This window comes from Novosphingobium sp. NFX11 (assembly GCF_057376415.1).
Genome location: NZ_CP080384.1, coordinates 3168097 through 3189636 on the forward strand (window position 1 = coordinate 3168097; position 21540 = coordinate 3189636).

18 protein-coding genes and 3 pseudogenes are annotated in these 21540 nt (G+C 67.2%); 14 read left to right on the forward strand and 7 right to left on the reverse strand.

Annotated features, from left to right (window positions below; all coding sequences use genetic code 11):
* The first annotated feature begins 17 nt into the window (after positions 1-17).
* Positions 18-1331, forward strand: coding sequence for an oxygen-independent coproporphyrinogen III oxidase (hemN, locus tag KZO24_RS16290; protein ID WP_271183627.1), 1314 nt, complete (start codon positions 18-20; stop codon positions 1329-1331).
* A 563-nt stretch (positions 1332-1894) separates the two neighbouring features.
* Here hemN and KZO24_RS16295 read toward each other — a convergent pair.
* The 4 genes and pseudogenes from KZO24_RS16295 to KZO24_RS16310 form a co-directional block, all read right to left on the reverse strand.
* Entirely contained in the window at positions 1895-2584 is a 690-nt protein-coding gene (locus KZO24_RS16295) for a M23 family metallopeptidase (protein ID WP_430097547.1), read from the reverse strand.
* 141 nt (positions 2585-2725) lie between these two features.
* Positions 2726-3469, reverse strand: coding sequence for a ferritin-like domain-containing protein (locus tag KZO24_RS16300; RefSeq protein ID WP_486486590.1), 744 nt, complete (start codon positions 3467-3469; stop codon positions 2726-2728).
* 148 nt (positions 3470-3617) lie between these two features.
* Entirely contained in the window at positions 3618-4088 is a 471-nt protein-coding gene (locus tag KZO24_RS16305; RefSeq protein WP_486486591.1) for a peroxiredoxin, read from the reverse strand.
* A pseudogene (locus tag KZO24_RS16310) lies at positions 4085-6799 on the reverse strand (bifunctional [glutamine synthetase] adenylyltransferase/[glutamine synthetase]-adenylyl-L-tyrosine phosphorylase). The gene KZO24_RS16305 and the pseudogene KZO24_RS16310 overlap by 4 nt, the downstream one beginning before the upstream one ends.
* A gap of 216 nt (positions 6800-7015) precedes the next feature.
* On the opposite strand from KZO24_RS16310, the gene KZO24_RS16315 reads away from it, so the two are divergent.
* From KZO24_RS16315 to KZO24_RS16340, 6 genes are all read left to right on the forward strand, one after another.
* Complete coding sequence (locus KZO24_RS16315) at positions 7016-8743, forward strand: M28 family metallopeptidase (RefSeq protein WP_271183623.1); 1728 nt, start codon at positions 7016-7018, stop codon at positions 8741-8743.
* Between the two features lie 36 nt (positions 8744-8779).
* Positions 8780-9718 carry an agmatine deiminase family protein gene (locus KZO24_RS16320; protein WP_486486592.1) on the forward strand — a complete coding sequence of 313 codons (939 nt, stop codon included), beginning with the start codon at positions 8780-8782 and terminating at the stop codon, positions 9716-9718.
* 49 nt (positions 9719-9767) lie between these two features.
* Positions 9768-9893: a hypothetical protein gene (locus tag KZO24_RS16325; protein WP_256434585.1), complete on the forward strand. Its 126-nt coding sequence runs from the start codon at positions 9768-9770 to the stop codon at positions 9891-9893.
* A gap of 195 nt (positions 9894-10088) precedes the next feature.
* Positions 10089-10319 carry a hypothetical protein gene (locus KZO24_RS16330; protein WP_051586844.1) on the forward strand — a complete coding sequence of 77 codons (231 nt, stop codon included), beginning with the start codon at positions 10089-10091 and terminating at the stop codon, positions 10317-10319.
* Positions 10320-10341: 22 nt separating this feature from the next.
* A complete protein-coding gene (locus KZO24_RS16335; RefSeq protein ID WP_036525784.1) occupies positions 10342-11229 on the forward strand; it encodes a bestrophin family protein in 888 nt (295 codons plus the stop codon).
* A gap of 10 nt (positions 11230-11239) precedes the next feature.
* On the forward strand, positions 11240-11464 hold the full coding sequence (locus tag KZO24_RS16340) for a hypothetical protein (RefSeq protein ID WP_271183621.1): 225 nt from the start codon (positions 11240-11242) through the stop codon (positions 11462-11464).
* Positions 11465-11697: 233 nt separating this feature from the next.
* Here the strand turns inward: KZO24_RS16340 and KZO24_RS16345 are convergent, their stop codons facing one another.
* Together KZO24_RS16345 and thrS are read right to left on the reverse strand one after the other, a co-directional pair.
* Positions 11698-12375 (reverse strand): spermidine synthase, encoded by a 678-nt coding sequence (locus KZO24_RS16345; RefSeq protein ID WP_271183620.1) that lies wholly within the window; start codon positions 12373-12375, stop codon positions 11698-11700.
* Positions 12372-14366: a threonine--tRNA ligase gene (gene thrS / locus KZO24_RS16350; RefSeq protein ID WP_271183619.1), complete on the reverse strand. Its 1995-nt coding sequence runs from the start codon at positions 14364-14366 to the stop codon at positions 12372-12374. Before thrS ends, KZO24_RS16345 begins: the two co-directional genes overlap by 4 nt.
* Before the next feature lie 541 nt (positions 14367-14907).
* Between thrS and KZO24_RS16355 the strand changes: the two genes are divergently transcribed.
* The 3 genes from KZO24_RS16355 to KZO24_RS16365 are packed head-to-tail and all read left to right on the forward strand — an operon-like array spanning position 14908 to position 15742.
* Positions 14908-15354, forward strand: coding sequence for a hypothetical protein (locus tag KZO24_RS16355; RefSeq protein WP_486486593.1), 447 nt, complete (start codon positions 14908-14910; stop codon positions 15352-15354).
* A complete protein-coding gene (locus KZO24_RS16360; protein ID WP_036525793.1) occupies positions 15351-15545 on the forward strand; it encodes a helix-turn-helix transcriptional regulator in 195 nt (64 codons plus the stop codon). Before KZO24_RS16355 ends, KZO24_RS16360 begins: the two co-directional genes overlap by 4 nt.
* 14 nt (positions 15546-15559) lie before the next feature.
* Positions 15560-15742 carry a hypothetical protein gene (locus KZO24_RS16365; protein WP_156799861.1) on the forward strand — a complete coding sequence of 61 codons (183 nt, stop codon included), beginning with the start codon at positions 15560-15562 and terminating at the stop codon, positions 15740-15742.
* Between the two features lie 151 nt (positions 15743-15893).
* Here KZO24_RS16365 and KZO24_RS16370 read toward each other — a convergent pair whose 3' ends face one another.
* Positions 15894-17231, reverse strand: a complete 1338-nt coding sequence (locus KZO24_RS16370; RefSeq protein WP_271183618.1) for a glycosyltransferase family 39 protein — start codon at positions 17229-17231, stop codon at positions 15894-15896.
* A gap of 249 nt (positions 17232-17480) precedes the next feature.
* Here KZO24_RS16370 and KZO24_RS16375 point away from each other — a divergent pair, with 249 nt between their 5' ends.
* The 4 genes and pseudogenes from KZO24_RS16375 (at position 17481) to KZO24_RS16390 (ending at position 21467) form a co-directional block, all read left to right on the forward strand.
* A complete protein-coding gene (locus KZO24_RS16375) occupies positions 17481-18257 on the forward strand; it encodes an alpha/beta hydrolase (RefSeq protein ID WP_271183617.1) in 777 nt (258 codons plus the stop codon).
* Between the two features lie 5 nt (positions 18258-18262).
* Entirely contained in the window at positions 18263-19144 is an 882-nt protein-coding gene (locus KZO24_RS16380; protein ID WP_211150663.1) for a tetratricopeptide repeat protein, read from the forward strand.
* A gap of 10 nt (positions 19145-19154) precedes the next feature.
* Positions 19155-20148 (forward strand): annotated as a pseudogene (locus KZO24_RS16385) (LLM class flavin-dependent oxidoreductase).
* 93 nt (positions 20149-20241) lie between these two features.
* Positions 20242-21467: pseudogene (locus KZO24_RS16390) on the forward strand (NAD(P)/FAD-dependent oxidoreductase).
* Positions 21468-21540 lie beyond the last annotated feature (73 nt).

Genomic DNA, 21540 nt, shown 5'->3' on the forward strand with positions numbered 1-21540 from the left:
AAGGCAAAGTTGCGGCCATGTGGACCTATCACCCCGAACTGCTGGCGATTCCCGTGCCGCGCTACACCAGCTTCCCCACCGCCGCCGAGTTCGCTGGCGGGATAGGCGCGGGCCAATACGAGGAGGCGCTGGAGCGCACGCAGGGCGAGGTATCGCTCTATGTCCACATCCCGTTCTGCGAGAAGATCTGCTGGTATTGCGGCTGCAACACCAGCGTCGCCAACCGGCGGGACAGGGTAGCCAGCTACCTCGACGCGCTTCACCGCGAGATTGATCTCGTCGCCGAACGCCTTCCCACAGGCGCGCGGGTCACGCGTATCGCTTTCGGCGGCGGCAGTCCCAACGGCATTTCGCCGATCGACTTCGTGCGGCTGGTCGATGCGCTGACGCTGCAGTTCGAGACCTCGCACCCGGTCACTTCGATCGAACTGGACCCGCGCACCCTTGGCCCCGGGTGGGCGGGGGTGATCGCCTCGGTCGGGATCGCGCGCGCCAGCCTCGGCGTGCAGACCTTTGCGGAGCCGTTGCAGCGGGCGATCGGCCGGGTTCAGCCGACGGCGATGATCGAGCAGGCCGTCGCCATGCTGCGCGGCGCGGGCGTGGGTTCGCTGAACTTCGATCTGATGTACGGGCTGCCCGGCCAGACCATGGCGCACCTGAAGGATTCGCTGGAGCGCGCCGTCGCGCTCGGCGCCGATCGCATCGCGCTGTTCGGCTATGCCCACGTTCCGCACCTGATCCCCCGCCAGCGCAAGATCGATGCGAGCGAACTGCCCGGTGCCGAGGCGCGCTTCGCCATGGCGGCTTACGGGCACGCCTTCCTGCTGGACCGGGGCTATGTCGCGGTGGGCTTCGACCATTTCGCGCTGCCCGGCGATCCGCTGGCGCAGGCGACGCTGACCGGACACCTTCGGCGCAACTTTCAGGGCTTCACCGACGATCAGGCGCCGGTCCTGCTGGGGCTGGGCGCCTCTGCGATCGGCGGCTTCCCGGACCTGCTCGTCCAGAACGAGAAGAACACCGGGCGCTATCGCATGATGCTCTCGCAGGACCGCCTGACCGCGACGCGCGGGATCGTCCGGAGCGCCGAGGACCAGCGGCGCGGCGCGGTGATAGAGGCGCTGCTGTGCCAGGGCCGCGCGCCTGTGGCGGCGGACTTGTGGCAGGAGGCCGGGCCGCTGCTGCGCCCCTACCTCGATGCCGGATTGTGCGAGACCGATGGCGGCGACCTCGTCGTGCTGCCGGGCGGACTGCCTTACGCGCGCTCGATCGCGGCGCGGTTCGACCCGTATCGCAAGGATTCGCTGCGGCGCTTCAGTTCGGCGGTGTGAGCGTCACCCCCGCGTATCGAACTCCACCCCGAAAAGGTTGCCCTCGCGCCAGCGCACGAGGCCCCAGACCTCGCGGCCGTCCTCCAGCGTGGCGCGCACCACTTCGTTGAGGCGGGGCGGCTCCCCGCCGCAGCGGCACTGAGCCCGCGCGAGGATATGTCGCGTACGATCACGGCAATTTCCCCTCCGCGCGAATCGGTCAGCGCAAAGCGCGTGCAGCGCCTGCGGCGGCGCTCGCGCAGGATCGGGGTGGGCCGGAAGCGGGACGTGTCCATTTCAGGCCAAGAACGGCGGCGCGCAGAAGAACTTCAGCGGGTTCTGGCGTATTTGACCGCGATCAATGCGAGACGCGGCCGCCAGTGCGAAGACCGTCTTGCCGGTCCACCGCACCAACCCCTTCCGCTCCGGCGGAGCCCCGGTGCGGTAACCGCTTCTCCCCAACTTCAAGGGGCGGCCCACCCTCGTGACGGGCTGCCCCCTTTTTTGGCGCATCGCGGAACACAGGCAAAAGAAAAGGCGGCCTTGTGAGCCGCCTCTTCCTCCTCTCAACAGGAAAACGCTGGTCAGTTGGCCGAAGCAAGGCTCGGCTGCTGCATGTAGGGGACCGGGTTCACGGCCTCGCCGTCGACGCGCACTTCGTAGTGGAGGTGCGGGCCGGTCGAGTTGCCGGTGGAACCGACGTAACCGATGATGTCGCCCTTGTGGACGCGCTGGCCTTCCGCAACGTTCAGGCGCGACATGTGGCCGTAGCGGGTCTGCATCTCGCCGCCGTGCTCGAGCGAGATGAACAGGCCGTAGCCGCTGAACCACGAGGCGCGGCTGACGGTGCCGTCTGCGGTGGCGTAGACCGGGGTGCCGGTGGGAGCGGCGAGATCGACGCCCTTGTGGGCGCGGCGACCGCCGAGAATGGGGTGTTCGCGCATGCCGAAGGTGCTGGTCATGCGCTCTTGAGCGAGGGGGTTGCGCGAGGGGATGGCGACGGTGGCGATGCCGCCGACGGCTGCCTTGGGCTTGGCGGCGGCAAGGCCGGTTTCCTCATAGTTCTGCCAGGAGCTGAACAGCTGGCTGAACTGCTCGTCCTCACCGCCGGTGACCGACTGGTTCGCGGCCTGGCTGGTGCGCAGGGTGGAGGAAATGTCGGCAGCGGCAGCGCTGCTGTTGGCCATTGCAGGTTGCGCTGCAATGGACAGTCCCGCTGCGACGAAAACGCCGGTCACTGCGCGGAACTTGGCGAAAAATTTCGTTACGACCACTCGCAATACCTTGCTTATCCGCCGTCATTCCGAGGAAAGCGACGCTATTTTGAGCACGCCGAAACCGGTCGCGCCAAGGAGTATGGAGATCGTCGGAACCCCCGCCGTCTCGTGAGTGTGACTTATGCCGTTAGTTTTGGCTCAGGCAAGCGCGGTATACAGATCGCGCGACAAACCGGCAGCGAGCCGCGCCGAGTCGTTGAACGGCGGTTTAACCGACCCGTGAAAGTAACGAAAAACCAAGGATTTCCACAGCTCTCCCGGGTCCTCGCCCAACCGTTCAGCGTGGTTGGCGAAATGATTTGCGCCGAATCGAACGTGGGCGATTTCGTCGTCAAGGATGCGTTCGAGGATGCATGCGCCGCGTTCGTCGCCCATCGTGCGGACCCGCTCGATCGCCGTGGGCGTGACGTCCAGCGCGCGGGCTTCCAGCACCATCGGCACGACGGCGAGGCGACCGCCGACATCGCCCCGCGTCTCGTGCGCGGCGCTCCACAGTCCGTCATGGGCGGGCAGGGCGCCGTAGTGGCTGCCTTGCGTGCGCAAATGCCTGTCGATCAGGGAAAAATGCATGGCCTCGTCCGCTGCGACCTTGAGAAAGTCGGACACGAACTGCCGCCCCATCGATTGCCCGAACCGCCCGGCCATATCGAGCGCGAGATCGATCGCCACGAACTCGATATGCGCGAGCGCGTGCCACAGGGCGATGCGGCCCCGTTCGCCCCTCCCTTGCGCCGGGGCATCTTGCCGGGCGGCAGCAGTTCGGGCGAGTCCGGACGGCCGGGGGTCTCGGGCATGGCGGCGTCGAACGCGAAGGCGAGCCTCCCGAGCCGCCAGTCGCGCGCGACCTTGCGCGTCGCCATCACCTTGGCGTGCGGGTCGCATTCGAGCAGGGCGGCACGGATGGCGGCGGCGATGGTGGTCTGCATTGCAGTTCTCCCAAGTTTCGTCATTGCGAGCGCAGCGAAGCAATCCAGGGCGGCTTGAGACTGCTCTGGACTGCTTCGCTGCGCTCGCAATGACGAGGAGTGAGTTACAGCGCCTTTGCGGCTTCCAGCACCTTGGCGGCGTGGTCCTTGACCTTCACCTTCTCCCAGACTTGCGCGATCTTGCCGTCCGCTCCGATCAGATACGTGGTGCGGACCATGCCCATGTAGGTGCGGCCATAGTTCTGCTTCTCGGTCCAGATGCCGAGCGCGTCGGAGAGACCGTTCTCCTCCGCATCGGTCGCGAGCGGGGCCTTGAGGTCGTGCTTGGCGATGAAGTTCTGGTGCTTCTTCGCCGAGTCCTTGCTGACGCCGAGAAGGGCGGTGTTTGCCGCTTCGAACTCGCCCTGCAGCGCGGAAAACTCGATGTTTTCGGTGGTGCAGCCGGGGGTCGCGTCCTTGGGGTAGAAGAACACCACCAGCTTGCGACCGGCGAAGTCGGAGGCTTTCACGCTGCCGCCGTCCGGCGTTTCAAGGGCAATGTCGGGGAACGGGTCGCCGATGTGCGGGCGGGTCATGCGTCTATCTCCAGGGTTTCGTCGAAGGCCGCGCGCCAGGCGTCCGCGATGTGGCGGCGCGCCGTTGCGAGGCCCGTTTCGAGCGCTTCCCAGTCCCCATAGCCGCATGCGCGCACGAGTGCCAAGCGCGCTGCAGGGCCAGGCACTTGCGCATCGGGCGCCAGCAGCCGTCCGGCGACGAGCAGGCGGGTAAGCGCGTCGTGCGCCTCGACCAGCGCGGCATCGACGAGTCCCGCTGCGGCCAGTCCGCGCACCGCCTCGCCGAGATCGGGATCGAGGCCGGGTCCGCGTTCACGCAGCTGGATGAAGTGGACGATGAACTCCAGATCGACCAGCCCGCCGCGCATCAGTTTGACGTCGAGCGGGCCGCCCGGCGGCTTGTGGCGGGCCATCTTCTCGCGCATGTTCAGCACGTCGGCGCGCAGCTTTTCCGCATCGCGCGGGGCGGTGAGGACGGCGTGCACGACTGCGGCCAGCGCCGCGCGGCCTTCGGGCGAGCCGTAGAGCGGGCGGGCGCGGCACAGCGCCATGTGCTCCCACGTCCACGCCTGCTCGCGCTGGTAGGTTTCGAAGCTTTCGAGGCTGGCTGCGGGTGGCCCCTGCTCGCCGGAGGGGCGCAGGCGGGTATCGACCTCGAACAATGCGCCTTGCGCGGTCGCGACCGACAGCGCCGAGATCGCCCGCTGCGACAGGCGGTTGTAATAATGCGTGGCGCCCAGCGGGCGGCGGCCGTCCGACTCGCGGCGGAAGTCACCGCTGAACAAGTATACAAGGTCGAGGTCCGAGGCGTGGGTCAGCACTCCGCCGCCCATGCGGCCGAGGCCGAGGATCAGCATCTCGCTCTGCGCGATATGCCCATGGGTGCCCTCGAATTCCTCGGCGGTGGCATCGGTAAGGACGACCAGCGCGGCCTCGGCGATGCGGGCGAGGGCGTGGCCGATGGCGATGGGATCGTTCGCGCCCTCGATCAGCTGGACGCCCAGCTTGAAGCGCAGTTCGCCCACCTTGCGCCGCACCGCGTCGAGCTTGCGTTCGTAGTCGTCGCCCGCCTCGAACCGCGTCAGTTCGGCGACCAGTTCCGCAACGCTGCCGGGCAGGTCGAAGGCGCTGGCGTCGATCAGCGGGTCGAGCAGGTCGGCGCGGCGGGCGAGGGCATCGGCCAGCGGCGGGGCAAGGCCGAGAATGCGCGCCAGCATCTCGATCAGCGCCGGGCGGGCCTGCAGCAGGTTGAACAGGTTGATGGCGCTCGGCAGGTTGCCGAGCAACTGCTCCCACCGGGCGAGCGCGCGATCGGGTTCGGGCGCGGCGGCAAGCGCGGCGAGGAGGTCCGGGGCGATCGCGACGAACGCCGCCCGCGCGGCATCGGAACGCAGGGCGCGGACCTTGCCGCCGAGCCAGCCCTCGATGCGCTGGGCGACGGCGGCGGGATCGGCGAAGCCCAGTGCTTCGAGGTCCTCGGGCATGGTCGACTGGTCGGGCACCGCGACCGCGCCGGTGGGCGTATTCGCCATGATCAGCGTGTCGTAGCGCTCGCCCACCGCCTCGGTGATGGCGGTGAGTTCGTCGAGCAGGGCCTGACCGCTCGCCATGCCGTCGAGCCGGGCAACCGCCTCGATGCCCTCGGCGGTTTTCGGCAGGCTGTGGGTCTGCTGGTCGTGCTGCATCTGCAGACGATGCTCGATCGTGCGCAGACGGTCGTAGTGCTCGCCGAGCAGGCGCGCTTCCTCGGCCGGAACCAGCCCCGCCTCGGCCAGCGCGTCGAGCGTCGCGCGGGTGCCGCGCAGGCGCAGCGCCGGGTGGCGGCCGCCGTGGATCAGCTGGTGGGTCTGGGCGTAGAACTCGATCTCGCGGATGCCGCCGCGGCCTTTCTTGAGGTCGAAACCGGGGCCGACTTGCGGGGAGCCGCGCGTGCTGGCGCGAGATCTGCGCGGTCAGGCGGCCGATCTCGGCGATGGCGCCGAAGTCGAGGCTGCGGCGCCAGACGAAGGGGCGGATCGCGGCGAGGAACGCCTCGCCCGCCGCGACGTCCCCGGCGCAGGACCGGGCACGGATGAAGGCGGCGCGTTCCCAGGTCAGGGCGGAGGATTCGTAATGGCTCAGCGCGCCTTCGACCGGGATCGCCAGCGGGCTGACTTCGGAGGCCGGACGCAGGCGCAGGTCGACGCGGAAGACGTAGCCTTCGTGTCCGACGTGCGAGAGGATCTCGACGACCGCGCGGGCGACGCGCTGGGCGGCCTCGCCGGGCTCGTCGCGCTCGCGGCGGGGCAGGAGTTTCGGGTCGAACAGCAGGATCGGGTCGATGTCGGAGCTGTAGTTCAGCTCCCCGGCGCCGTGCTTGCCCAGTGCGAGGGCGAAGAAGCCTTTTGGCTCGGCAGGGTCGTAGTCCGGCACGCGGCGGCGGATTCCGGCGACGATCGCAGTGTCGAGTGCCCGGTCGGCGAAGGCGGAGAGGGCGCCGGTCACCTCCAGCAGCGGGAAGGCCCCCGCAAGGTCGCCGATGGCGAGAGCGAGGCCGAGCGCCTGCTTCTCCCGGCGCAGGGCGGAGGCGGTGTCGGCGACGCCCTCCCTGCCTTGCGGGCCAGCGCGAGGGCGGCCTGACCATTGCCGGCCTGCAGCAGTTCCGTCACGGCGGGAAGGCGATCGAGCGCGTTCGCAAGGAACGGCGCATGGGCGCGGGCGCGGTCGATCGCGCTGGTCCAGTCGGCACTCATGGCGGGCGTTCTGCCCGTGGCTTGCGGTTTGGGCAAGCGCGCTGACCCACCCCGCCCCCTCCCGCAAGCGGGAGGGAGAAGAAGGGGTGCCCCTCCCGCTTGCGGGAGGGGTAGCGAGAGTTGGCAGCTTGCTGCCTACTCGCAGCGGGGTGGGTGGCCCTTGCCCCCATCCGCGCCGTCTGGCACCTGTGCGCCCGTTCGTCTGGAGGTCCCCCCATGAAGCCTTACCTGCCGCTCGTCGCGCTGGCCGCGCTTGGCGTTTCGCTCGCCGCTTCGGCCCAACCCTTGCCCAAGGGCACCGCGCTGAAGCCGCCCGCCGATGCAGGCGCGCAGCCGGACGTTCCGGTGGACCTGATGAAGGCCGTCACCAAGCGCCTCTCCGCCGACGACTTCGAGGGCCGCGCGCCGAGCACCGCGATCGAGCCGAAGGTGCTCGACTACATCGTCGCCCAGTTCAAGGCGGCGGGCCTGCAGCCGGGCAACAAGGGCCAGTGGCTCCAGCCGGTGCCGACCGTGGAGATCACCGCGAGCGACTATACGCCGCTCAGGGTTTCCGGCGCGGCGTCGTCGCTCTCGTTCAAGCCGGGCGACGACTATGTCGCGTCGAGCTACCGGGTAACGCCGAAGTCGCAGGTGCAGGACAGCGAACTGGTCTTCGTCGGCTACGGCATCAACGCGCCCGAACTCGGCTGGAACGACTATGCCGGGCTGGACATGAAGGGCAAGACGGCGGTGATCCTCGTCAACGACCCGGACTATGCGATGGAGGGCGAGCAGGGCCTCTTCAAGGGCCGCCGCATGACCTACTACGGCCGCTGGACCTACAAGTTCGAGGAAGCCGCCCGGCAGGGCGCGACCGCCGCGCTGATCGTGCATGACACGTTCCCGGCGGCCTACGGCTGGAACGTCGTCAACTCCAGCTGGACCGGCGCGCAGTATTCGGTGCAGACCCCGAACGACGCGATGGACCAGACCGTCGCCAACGGCTGGATCCAGAAGCCCGTGGCTGAGGCGATTCTCAAAGCCTCGGGCAAGGACCTCGCAGCGCTGACGAAAGCGGCGCAGACCAAGGGCTTCAGGCCGGTCCCGCTCGGTCTCAAGGTCAGCTTCGGGTTCGACAATGCCATCCGCCGCTCGACGTCCAACAACGTCGTCGGCGTGCTGCCGGGCAAGTCGCGGCCGGACGAGGTCGTGCTCTATTCGGCGCACTGGGACCACCTCGGCCACTGCACGCCGCAGAGAGGCAAGCCGAACGACGACATCTGCAACGGCGCGGTCGACAATGCCGACGGCGTCGCGGCGCTCACCGCCATCGCGAAGATGAATGCCGAGACCGGGCCTGCCGAGCGCAGCCAGGTCTTCGTGGCGCTGACGCTAGAGGAATCGGGGCTGCTTGGCTCCGAGTTCTACGGCGCCAACCCGATCTATCCGCTCGATCACACCGTCGGCGGAGTGAACATGGATGCGCTGCTGCCTGCGGGCCGCGCGAAGTCCTACACCCAGACCGGCGGCGACAAGTCCGAGCTGGGCGACCTCTACCTCGCTGCGCTGAAGGCGCGTGGGCTGACCGACGTGCCTGAGGATCACCCGGAGCGCGGCGGCTACTACCGCTCCGACCACTTCAGCCTCGCCAAGCGCGGCGTGCCGATGTTCAACGTCGAGCGCAGCGGCGACCTCATGAACGGCGGTACGGCGGCGGGCGAGAAGGCCGCGCAGGACTACACCGACAACCGCTACCACGCCCCGGCCGATGAATACTCGGAAAACTGGGACTGGAGCGGCATCACCCAGGACGTCGAACTGTTCTACGACCTCGGCCGCACGCTGGCGGACGGCACGATGTGGCCGAACTGGCGCGCAGGCGACGAATTCCGCGCGATCCGCGACAAGGCCATCCACGACCGGGACTGCGCCGCTGCAACCAAGGGATGCAACACCAAGTGACTTTCACTCTCCCCCGAATGGGCCGCGCAGGACTGGTTGTGGATTGGTTTTCCGCATGATCCGGTCGAGTGGCCCGGCTTCCTCGAACGCGCGCAGGAGCAGATGGCGGATTTCGCCAGCGCCGTCGCCGAGAGCGGACAGGAAGTGCGGCTGATCGTGCGCGACGAGGCGAATCGCGCCCGCGCATTGGAACTGGTGTCGGACAAGGTGAAGCTCGAAACCCGCCGCTATGGCGACGTCTGGCTGCGGGATACCGGGCCGCTTGTTACCGTGGACTCGCATGGTAACCGCAAGGGCATGCGCTTCGGCTTCAACGGCTGGGGCGGCAAGTACCTGATGGACGGCGATCAGGAGATCGGCGAGGAACTGGCGCGCGATGCGGGTCTCGACGTCGAGATGGCAGACTGGATTCTCGAAGGCGGCGCGATCGATGGCGACGGCACCGGGTTGGTGGCGGTGACCGAGCAGGTCTTCCTCAACCCCAACCGCAACCCGCACCTTACCCGCGCCGACCTCGACATGCGGCTGCAGCGCGATCTCGGTTACGAACGCGTGTTGTGGCTGGGCGATGGCCTGATCAACGACCACACCGACGGTCACGTCGACAACCTCGCCCGGTTCGTGGCGCCGAACCTGCTGGCGGTGCCGCGCGCGACCGGCAGGGACGATCCCAACGCCGCGATCTACGCCGACGCGAAGGCGCGGGCCGAGGCGATGGGCGTCAAGGTTGCCGAAGTCCCTTCGCCGGGCCGGGTCGAGACCGATGGCCGGGTAGAGCCTGCCAGCTACATGAACTTCGCGATCACCTCGAAGCTGGTGGTCGTGCCGATCTACGGAACCGAGCATGACGAGGAGGGCGTCGCCGCCATCGCCGCGCTGTTCCCGGACCGCGACACTCTGGGCGTCATGGCTGATGCGGTGCTGGCGGGCGGCGGTTCCTTCCACTGTTCCAGCCAGCAGATGCCGTCGGTCTGACACGTTGCCTTAACGCTTTGGAAACCACTGCGCGTGCATAGTCGCGCGCATGGCTCGCATCGTCGCTCTCGCGCAGGTTCATCGTCCCGTCATCGGGAGCGAATGGTTGCGCCCGCTGATCGTCGGTGGCTGCGCATTGGCGCTCATCCTCGCGCGCGACGCACTGCCCTTCTGAGCGCCATGCCGTTCATCGGCCGGCAATCTTTTCAAACAAATTCAACGTTTCGTGACAGAGCGTGGCTGCGTCTTGTCTCGCTTGTTGCACTGCACACCTAGATATTGCGTTGCAGCAAAGTTTTGTCGCATTGGAATGATGCAATCGAAATCGGGCGTCCCCAATCTTTAAGGCGACCCTTTGATGGAGATGACAATGCGCAACATGACTGACGCCGACCGCGCCCGCGTGCGCGAATCGTTCATCGGCAACGGCCTGCTTTTCCTGTTCGGTTGCGGCGTTCTGGCCTTTCTGGTCGCCGTGGACCGTGTAGACTGGTTCTCGATCCGGCCCGCCACCGGAACTTCGATCGCGATGGCCCGTTCGACCGAGGGTGCTCCCAAGGTCGGCCCCGCCGCTGCCGAGCCCGTGAGCCCGAAACCGTGACAACGGAGCCTGCCAGGACCCAATGATCGTCGCCAAGATACCGAGTTCCACCCGCGTCATCCAGGAGATCTGGAAGCCGCTGACGCTGCTCTTCGTGTGGGACGTGATCGTCACGATCACTTATTACATACTCCCGTTCAAGGCGCCGGAGCTGCCGATCACGCTGTTCGGCTCGGCGCTGGCGCTGTTCCTCGGCTTTCGCAGCAACTCGGCCTACCAGCGCTGGTGGGAAGGGCGCGGGCTGTGGGGCCTGATGATCAACGCCAGCCGCAACATCGCGCGTGCGGCCCGCAACTTCATGCCCGACCCCGAGGCGTCGGAGCTGAAGCGGGAGATCGTCTATCGCCAGATCGCCTACGTCAACGCGCTGCGCTGCCAGCTCCGCCGTCTGCCGCAGGACGAGGAAGTCCTTCGCGTATTTCCCGGTGACGAGAAGGACCCCGCATTCAGCCGCGTCAACGTCGCCAACGGCATTCTCGACGGCACCGGCCGCCGCATCGATCAGGCTCGCCGCAAGGGCTGGATCGACACCATCCAGCAGACGCAGATGGAGGCGGTCCTCGTCGATATTGCCAACTCGCAAGGCGGCATGGAGCGGCTCAAGAACACGCCGTTGCCGTTCCAGTACCGCTTCATCCCCGAAGTGTTCACCCACCTGTTCTGCGTCCTCCTGCCGATCGGGCTGGTCGAGACGTTGCAGTTCGCGACGCCGCTGGGCTCGACGATCGCAGGGCTGATGTTCCTCGCGGTGCTGGCGATCGGTGACGATCTCGTCGACCCCTTCGCCAACGACGTCCACGACCTGCCGCTCAATTCCATGTGCCGCACGATCGAGATCGACCTCCTGCAGGCGATCGGCGAGCCAGCGCCCGCACCCGTCCAGCCTGACAAGCACGGGGTGCTGTGGTAATCTTGGGGGTATGAAGCTCTACAAGGATCGTCAGGTCACCAGCGCTGCGCTGCGCTTCGGCAAGGTCTTCAGCGCGGAAGCCCGGGCGGATTTCAGTCCGGTCGGGCTTCTGGCGGTTGGGACCATGGTTACCGGGATATTGCTCGGCAGTGCGGTGATCGTGGCGGTTTCGAAGGGCTCGAAGAAGAAAGCAGGGGAGCATGGCTCCCCTGCACCCCTGTTACCGTCGAGCTGATTGCGTGCAGCGGCATTGCGCACAAAATGTGAGGCCCAAAATTTCGTCATTGCGAGCGCAGCGAAGCAATCCAGGGCAGTGCTGCACTGCCCTGGATTGCTTCGCTGCGCTCGCAATGACGAGAGTGAGGTAAAGCGCCGCAGGCTATTTTGGCCTGCAATCCATACGGAACGCTGCAGCGCGCGCTACGACGACAGTAAAGGGGTCTGGGGCGATGGCCCCAGGATTTTCCTTTACTCGCTCTTCGACGCAAACCAGATGACGTGCTTCGGCCCCTTGCCGTTGCTGCGCGCGTGGACCTTCACTTCGTCCACCGCGAATCTCGCCCGTTCGATGCGGCGGGTGAAGGCGGGATCGGCGCCGGCCGACCAGATCGCCAGCACGCCGTCCGGGGTCAGCGCCCCGTAGGCTTCGCGCAGGCCGACCTTGGAATAGATGACGTTGTTGTCTTCGCGCACCAGCCCGTCGGGGCCGTTGTCGACGTCGAGCAGGATCGCATCGTAGTCGCCGTGGCCGTCGACGATGGCCTGCGCGACATCGCCCATCACGAGGTTGACGCGCGGGTCTTCGAGGCAGTCCCCGGTCAGGTGGGCCATCGGGCCGCGTGCCCACTGGATGATTTCGGGCACCAGTTCGACGACGGTGATCTTCGCATCGGCGGGCAGAACCCGAAGCGCGGCGCGCAGGGTGAAGCCCATGCCGTAGCCGCCGATCAGGAAGTGCGGGCGCTTGGAAGAGCCCTTGATCCGGTCGTAGGCCATCGTCGCAAGGGCCTCTTCCGAGCCCCACTTGCGCGTGCTCATCAGCTCGTTGTGGCCGATGACGATCATGAAATCCTTGTCGTGGCGGAACAGCTCAAGCTTCTCGCCGTCCGGAATCCATGCACTGTCGAGGAGTTCGCGCTGGATCATGCCTTCAGATCCGGCGCGGTCGCCTCTGCCGTCAGCAGGGCGATGGCTTCATCGAGGGTCATGACCTTCTGGTGCTCGGCGCCGAGCGTGCGCAGGGCGACGGTGCCTTCCTCCGCCTCGCGCTTGCCGACGACGACGAGGTGCGGGACCTTCTTGAGCGAGTGTTCGCGCACCTTGTAGTTGATCTTCTCGTTGCGCACGTCGGTTTCGACGCGCACGCCCGCCGCCTTCAGCTTGGCGGCGACTTCGGCGGCATAGCCGTCGGCGTCCGAAACGATCGTCGTCACCACGGCCTGAACCGGGGCCAGCCACACCGGCAGCTTGCCCGCGAAGTGCTCGATCAGGATGCCGATGAAGCGCTCGTACGAACCGAAGATCGCGCGGTGCAGCATGACCGGGCGGTGTTTCTCGCCGTCTTCGCCGATGTAGTGCGCGTCGAGGCGCTCGGGCAGCATGCGGTCGGACTGGATCGTGCCGACCTGCCAGGTGCGGCCGATCGCGTCGGTCAGGTGCCATTCCAGCTTGGGCGCATAGAACGCGCCTTCGCCGGGCAGTTCCTCCCAGCCGTATTCCTCGGTGGCGAGACCGGCACGCACCACGGCGTCGCGCAGTTCGGCCTCGGCCTTGTCCCACTGCTCGTCGGTGCCGATGCGGTTGTCCGGGCGCAGTGCCAGCTTGATCGCGTAAGTGAAGCCGAAGTCGCGGTAGACCCGGTCCGCCATCTCGCAGAACGCCTGCACTTCGCCGACGATCTGGTCTTCGCGGCAGAAGATGTGGCCGTCGTCCTGCGTGAACTGGCGCACGCGCATCAGGCCGTGGAGCGCGCCGTGCGGCTCGTTGCGGTGGCAGCAGCCGTTCTCGACGATGCGCAGCGGCAGGTCGCGATAGGACTTGATGCCCTGCTTGAAGATCAGGACGTGCGCCGGGCAGTTCATCGGCTTGAGCGCCATCCACTGCGCGTCGTCCGAGATGATCGGGCCGTCGTCCTCGGTGTTGGGCACTTCGTCGGGGATGACGAACATGTTCTCGCGGTACTTGCCCCAGTGGCCGGACTGCTCCCACTGGCGCGCGTCCATGACCTGCGGCGTCTTCACTTCCTTGCAGCCCGCGTCGTTGACGGCGCGGCGCATGTAGTCTTCGAGCGCGCGATAGATCACGTAGCCCTTGGGGTGCCAGAACACCGAGCCGTGCGCTTCGTGCTGGAGGTGGAACAGGTCCATCTCATTACCGAGCTTGCGGTGGTCGCGCTTGGCGGCTTCTTCGAGGCGCGTCAGGTGCTCGGCCAACTGCTTCTTGTTGAGCCAGCCGGTGCCGTAGATGCGCGAAAGCATCGCGTTGTTCTGGTCGCCGCGCCAGTAGGCGCCCGATACGCGCGTCAGCTTGAAGGCGGCGGGGTCCAGCTTGCCGGTCGAGGGCAGGTGCGGACCGCGGCACATGTCGAGCCAGTCGTCGCCCGACCAGTAGACCGTCAGCGGCTCGTCGCCGGGGAGTTCGGCGGCCCATTCGGCCTTGAAGCTCTCACCCTGCTGCTTCCAGCGGCTAATGAGCTGTTCGCGGTCCCACACTTCGCGGCGCAGCGGCTTGTTGGCGGCGATGATCTTGCGCATCTCCGCCTCGATCGCGGGCAGGTCCTCGTCGGTGAACGGGCGCTCTGCCGGGGCGAAGTCGTAGTAGAAGCCGTCGTTCGTCGAAGGACCGAAGGTGATCTGCGTGCCGGGGAACAGCGCCTGCACCGCTTCGGCAAGGACGTGCGCGAAGTCGTGGCGGGCGAGGTCCAGCGCTTCGGCCTCGTCGCGGCTGGTGACGAGCGCGAGGCTGGCGTCGCCGGTGAAGGGGCGCGACAGGTCGACCAGCTCACCGTCGATCTTCGCGGCGAGGGCGGCCTTGGCGAGGCCGGGGCCGATGGCGGCAGCGACGTCGGCCGGGGTCGAGCCTTGCGGCATCTCGCGCACGGAACCGTCGGGCAGGCTGATCTTGAACATTTCGGACATGGACGAACTCATTCTCTCGTTTGCCCCATGCCATACCAGAGCATGTGGGCGGAAAACCTTTGGGGGCGCCATGGCACAGGCGCGCCTCCGGGTGAAGGTGCGGCGTCGGCTGAAATGGCTCTATTTCGGAAACGAGAGACGCCAATCTCGCCCGAAATCCGGGCGACGGCGGTTCGCGTGATCAGCCTGCGACCAACCGTGCCCGGACGAGCCGAGTAGTCTGGGTCGTAGTCTTGGCGGTGCGCAACAGCATGAGCGCGATGTAGCGATTCGGGCGCGGAAAGCCAAGCGTGGTCCCGGGATCACCCGATGACGACGAGGTTACTTTCCATAATGTCAATGTTGCTTGACTTATGATGACTAGAGTGACAAACGTCCTTTACACATAAGCAAGGAGGCTTGTCATGACGGACCAAACCCTGTCGCGCGGACCCGCTTGGTTCTGGGGTGGCGCGTTTTTCGTAGGCATGTTCGGCACAGGGTTCGCCGCGCGTGCGCTGGATCTGGGGTCGATTCCTCGGCGCTGGTGATGATCCCACCGATGCTGCTGCTGATCCCGCTGGTCCGCGCTTCCGAGAAGGCACAGGCAGCGTGCGGAGCGCTGTCTCCCGCAACGCGGCGCTACAATCGCCGGGGCCTGATCTGGGCGTTCGGTTATGTGATCTTCCTGTTCGTGGCCGTCTTCGGGGCCAAGTCCGGCGCATCCGGGCCTCTGCTCTGGCTGCTGGCGCTGCTGCCGGCGCTGCCGATCTTCTTCATGCTGTGGACGATGGCGCGCTATCTGGTGGAGGAGACCGACGAGTATCTTCGCCTGCGTGTCATCAACGCGGCTCTCTGGGCCACCGGGCTGCTGCTGGCGGTGGCGACCGTCTGGGGCTTCCTCGAGACGTTCGAACTGGTCCCGCACGTTCCCGGCTGGGCCGCCGTGCCGGTGTGGGCGGTGGGACTGGGCGCCAGCTCTATCGTCAATCGCTGGAGGGAGGCGTGAAGAACCGCCTCAAGGTCCTGCGCGCCGAGCGCGGCTGGAGCCAGCAGGATCTGGCCGAGCGGCTGGAAGTCTCGCGCCAGAGCGTCAACGCGATCGAGACGGGGCGCTACGATCCCTCGCTGCCGCTGGCCTTTCGCATCGCCGACCTCTTTGGTATGACGATCGAAGAGATATTCCAGAGGGGCGAGTGATGGCTGGCGGGCCGTTGAAGCGAAGGCGTGGGGCACGGGTCGGCGTGGCGGTAGCGATCGCGGCGGCTGTCGCGGTGTCGCTGGGACTGTTCCAGTCCGCCGCCGAACCTGCCCGGCCGCGTGAGGAGACCGGTTTCGGCACGATCCGTGCCGATGGCAAGGTGATCCTGCGGGTCGTGGCGCCGATCCTGTACTGAGCGGTGCTTTCTGCGCAGGGGCTTCGACAAGCTCAGCCTGAGCGGGAATAGGGGTATTTCTGAAATCCGCTCAGGCTGAGCTTGTCGAAGCCCCTGCGCCTCACGCTGCCACGTTGCCGGTTCACAACCACCCGTCCAGGGCTCGAGCCCTTCAGTGCAGAGTATGCACGTGCGTTCCGCGTTCGCTCAGCTTGCCCAGCGCCGTCATCGCCAGCCACCCGGCCGTCATGCAGACCCACGGCATCACCGGATAGTGAAACCGCGACTGGCCCGAGAACACGAGGCAGATCAGCGTCGGATAGAGCGCGATCCCGTAAGGCAGCAGCCACCAGCCGATCCACCGCTGCCCGTCGCGCCGACGTCTTGCGATCATCACGAAGAACGCGGCGCCAAAAGCCGCCATCAGCAGCACGTAGTACCCCTGATTGAGCACCCGCACCGCGCGATAGACCATCTCGAACCGCGCATAGCCCGGCGCGCCGCCCTGATAGGCCCACTCGGCCTCGCCATCGGGCAGCCAGAGGCGCAGGAACTTCTTCGGCAGCAGCTTGGCGAAGCGGTCGGGATGCGCGGTGATCCACGCCATTCCCAGTCGCCGCGCCTCGGCGTCGCGCGCCACTTCGTCGAGGCCGGGGCGGGCCATCAGCTCCTTCACCACCGGCGCGTCGGGGGTGTAGTCGCCGGTCGCGGTGTCGTGGTTGCCGGTGAGGAGCGTATAGCCGCCGTTGGTCGAGACCGCGACCCAGTGGCCCAGCTGGATCTCGTTGCGGATCGTCCAGGGCAGCACCGTCAGCGCGGCGAGCGCGAGCACCAGCAATCCCTCACCGAAAAGGCGCGGGAAGCGCTTCCACACCTGCCCCATCCTTAGCCACTCGATCGCGAACAGCAGCGGCACTACCACCAGCGTCTGCGCCTTGACCATGGTGGCAACGCCGAACAGGAACCCGGCGCTGACGAGGTGCCAGCGGCTGGTGCGCGTCACGATCACCCAGCATCCCGCCATCAGCAGCGCGGTGTAGAACACCTCGGTCAGCGCCAGCGGGACGTAGCCGATCGCGTTGGGGTAGACCGCCAGCAGCAACAGCCCGGCGCGCGCTGCGCCCTCCGAGCCGAACAGGCGGCGCCCCAGCGCCAGCGCCATGGCGCCGATCAGCATTGCGCTCACGAGGTTGAACAGGCCGAGCGAAACCTGGCCGGCGCCGAACTTGGCGAACACCAGCCCCAGCGCGATCGGCCAGCCTGCGGGCCAGAACGCGGTGGGCGCCCCTTGGTTGTCGAGATAGCCTTGGCCCGCCGCGAGACTGACGGCGCGCGTGAAATACCACTCCGCATCGGACGTTGGCGCCACGTCGATCAGCAGCACCGCCACCCGCAGCGCGAAATACAGCGCCCAGATACCGAGCAGCACCGAGCGATCGGTGGCGAACCATTCGAGCCGCAGCGCAAGCCGGGACGGGCGGGTGGGGAAGTGGATGACCTTGGCGCTCATATCGGCCCGAACGGTTAGCGGTCGGGACTTAAGATCGCATTACGGTAAGGGCGTCCAGAGGTTTCGATACCAATCTGGCCCACCCCGTCCGGCTAGGCCCTGCGGGCCAAGCCTCCCGGCCCTCCCGCAAGCGGGAGGGCGATGCCGCCTTCTTCTCCCCTCCCGCTTGCGGGAGGGGCCGGGGTGGGCCTTTTCTTAATTCGCACCGTCGCCTTGCCCTGCAGCCAACCACTTCCCACTAAGGGCACCATGACCTCGACCAGTTATCTCGATCTCTCCGACGGGCGTTCGATCGCCTACCGTTTCACTCCCGGCACTGGCCCGGTCATCGTCTTCCTCCCCGGCTACATGTCCGACATGGCCGGTTCCAAGGCCGCCGCCCTGTTCGAGATGGCGCGCGCCAGCGGGCTCCCCTGCCTGCTGTTCGACTATTCCGGCTGCGGCGCATCGCCGGGCGACTTTGCCGACGGCACGCTCACGCGCTGGAAACAGGAAGTGCTCGCGCTCGTCGCCGCGCTGGAAACCGAGGAGAAGATCGTGCTGGTCGGTTCCTCGATGGGCGGCTGGCTGATGCTGATGGCGGGCCTCGCGCTGGGGGACCGGCTGGCGGGCCTCGTCGGCATCGCACCGGCGCCGGACTTCACCGAATGGGGCATCCCCCAGATGGACAAGGCGCTGCTCGCGGACGGGGAAATCCTCTTCGAGGACAATCCCTACGGCCCCGAGCCGACCCCCACGCACCCCGGTTTCTGGGCAGACGGACAGGCCAACCTGCTGCTGGAGGGCGAGATCGCCATCGACGCCCCGGTGCGCCTGCTCCACGGCCAGCGCGATCCCGACGTGCCTTTTGAAATCTCCCTGAAGCTGGCGGAGAAACTGCGTTCAGCCGACGTGCAGGTCACGCTGATCAAGGACGGCGATCATCGCCTCTCGCGTGATGCCGACATTCGCCTGCTCCTGCGCACCGTCGCGGAACTGGTGCTTCCGTTGGCAGGGCCCCGCGCAGAGGGCACCCCGGAGTCCTGATCCCCATGTCCTCGCTGCTTCTCCTCCTTCCGCTGATGGCCCAGGTCGGCCCTGCTTCCAGCCTGCCGAGTTCGGCACGGCCCTATGCTTCGCAGCTGCCGCTGGAGATCATCGAGAAGAAGGACAAGGAAGACCGCGACCGCCGCGCCCGCGAGGCGCAGAACGTCGCCATGCCTGCCGCCCGCAGCAGCGCCGGTTGCATGAGCGCGGTCGAGGCGAACCCGGAGAAATCCGCCGAACTCGCCCGCAGCGCGCTGGCCGACGCCATCGGGCGCGAGCGGGTGCGTGCGGGCCTGTGCCTCGGCGTGGCGCTCAGCGACCTCGACCGCTGGGACGAGGCGCGCACCGCCTTCACCAATGCCCGCGATGCCGCGGATCCTGCCGACCATGCAAGCCGCGCGCGTCTGGGGGCGATGGCGGGCAATGCCGCGCTCGCCGCCGGGCAGGCGGGGCAGGCGCTCTCGCTGCTCGCCCCTGCAGCGACGGACGCCAAGATCGTCGGCGATGCGGACCTCACCGCCTCGATAGCGCTCGACCGTGCGCGCGGGCTGGTCGCCGTGAAGCAGCCCGACGAGGCCGCCAACGCCCTTGCCGAAGCGCGCGCCGCGCAGCCGGACAATGCGCAGGCGTGGCTGCTTTCGGCCACGCTTTCGCGCCGTCAGGACAAGCTGGCACAGGCGCAGACCCAGATCGAGAAAGCTGCGAGCCTCGCTCCGCAAGACCCCGAGATCGGGCTGGAGGCGGGCGTCATCGCCATGCTCTCGCACAACGATGCCGCCGCGCGGCGCAGCTGGGAATCGGTCGTCGCGGCCGCGCCTTCCAGTGACGCTGCGGTGACGGCGAAGCAGTACCTATCCCAGCTCGGCTCTCCTGATCCGGCAAAATAAGGTTTCTCCCATGATCCCGATGTCCGTCCTCGATCTCGTCACCGTCCGCGAAGACGGCACTGTCGCGGAGGCGCTCGATATCTCCGTAAGGACCGCGCAGGCGGCCGAGCGCGCGGGATACCGGCGCTACTGGGTGGCCGAGCATCACGGCATGGACGGCATCGCGGGCGGCGCGACCTCGGTGGTGCTCGCGCATCTCGGCAATGCGACCAGCACGATCCGCATTGGCGCGGGCGGGATCATGCTGCCCAACCACACGCCTTACGTGATCTCCGAGCAGTTCGGCACGCTGGCGGCGCTGTTCCCCGGCCGCGTCGATCTCGGTCTCGGCCGCGCGCCGGGCGCCGACGGGCGGTTGGCCCATGCGCTGCGCAAGGACATCCACGCCGCGTCCGAGCGCTTCCCCAACGACGTGGTGGAACTGCGTGCCCGGTTCCAGGGGCAGGCGGCGGGCGGCGTTCCTTCGCCTCAGGCCGCGGGGGCGGATGTCGAGATGTGGATTCTCGGCTCCAGCCTGTTCGGCGCGCAGCTGGCGGCGATGCTGGGCCTGCCTTACGCCTTCGCCTCGCACTTCGCTCCCGCCGCACTGGATGATGCCGCGCGCGTCTACCGCGAGCGGTTCGAGCCCTCCGAAACCCTGGCGAAGCCGCACTTCATGGCCGCGATCAACGTGGTCGCCGCCGATACGGACGAGGAGGCGGTCTACCTGTCCTCCTCCACCGACCAGAGCTTCGTGGCGCTGCGCTCGGGCAATCCGGGCCGCCTGAAGCCGCCGGTACGCGATTACCGCGCCGGTCTTCCCGGCGCGGCGCGGGCGATGCTGGAGCAGGTCCGCTCGGTCAGCGCGGTCGGCAGCCCGGCGACGGTGCGGCAGGGGATAGAGGACTTCGTCGCCCGCACGCAGGCGGACGAACTGATCGTCAGCATCGCCACGTATGATCCCGAGGCGCAGATCTCGCTCGCTGGAACTGACGATGGACGCGATGAAGCAGCCTGTAGGCTGAACGTTTGTCCAGCAATGCGATGCCCCCTATCAAGGTAACTAGATTTCGCCTGGGGCATTGACCGCGCGGTTAAATTGCGGAACTCAACGCGCCATGGAAAAATCAGACGTCGTCATCGTGGGAGCGGGACATGGGGAGCGCAGTGCGCGCTCGCCCTGCGCCAGAACGGGTTCACCGGAACCATCACCGTCATCGGCCGCGAGCCGGAGCATCCTTACGAGCGCCCGCCGCTCTCCAAGGAATACTTCGCGCGCGAGAAGACCTTCGATCGTCTCTACATCCGCCCGCCGACGTTCTGGGCTGAGAAGGAGGTGACTTTCAGGCTCTCCACCGAAGTCACCAGGGTGGACGCCGATGTGAAGGAACTGACGCTCTCGAACGGCACGACCTTCGGTTACGGCAAGCTGGTCTGGGCGACCGGCGGCGATCCGCGGCGCCTGTCGTGCGGCGGCGCCGAGCTGGCGGGCGTCCACGCGGTGCGCACCCGCGAGGACTGCGACATGCTGATGGCCGAGGTCGATGCGGGCACGAAGAACATCGTCGTCATCGGCGGCGGCTATATCGGGCTCGAGGCAGCGGCGGTGCTGTCGAAGATGGGGCTGAACGTGGTCCTGCTCGAAGCCCTGCCGCGCGTGCTGGCGCGCGTCGCGGGCGAGGAACTGTCCGAGTTCTACCAGAAGGAACACCGCGATCACGGCGTCGATCTGCGCACCGGCGTCGCGGTCGAATGCCTTGAGGGCGACGGTCACCGGGTAACGGGCGTGAAGCTGGTCGATGGCGAGGTCATCCCGGCCGAGGCGGTGATCGTCGGCATCGGCATCGTGCCTGCCGTCGGGCCGCTGATCCTGGCGGGTGCCTCGGGCGCGAACGGCGTGGACGTGGACGAATTCTGCCGCACTTCGCTGCCGGACGTCTACGCGATTGGCGACTGTGCCGCTTTCGCCTGCGACTACGCGGGCGGCACGGTGATGCGCGTGGAATCGGTGCAGAACGCCAACGACATGGCGACGTGCGTGGCCAAGGCGATCTGCGGGGACGAAAAGCCGTACAAGGCGTTCCCGTGGTTCTGGTCGAACCAGTATGATCTCAAGCTGCAGACGGCCGGGATCAACATGGGCTTCGACCAGACGGTGACGCGCGGCGACGTCGAGGGGCGCAGCTTCTCGGTGGTTTATCTCAAGCAGGGCAAGGTCGTGGCGCTGGACTGTGTGAACATGGTCAAGGACTACGTGCAGGGCCGCAAGCTCGTCGAGGCGGGCGCGACGCCCGATGTAGGGCGCCTTGCCGACGCAGGTGTGCCGCTGAAAGAACTGGTCTGAACTGAATCCTCCCCGTTCCGCAGGAATGGGGAGGGGGACCGCCCGCGCAGCGGGTGGTGGAGGGGTTGGAAGG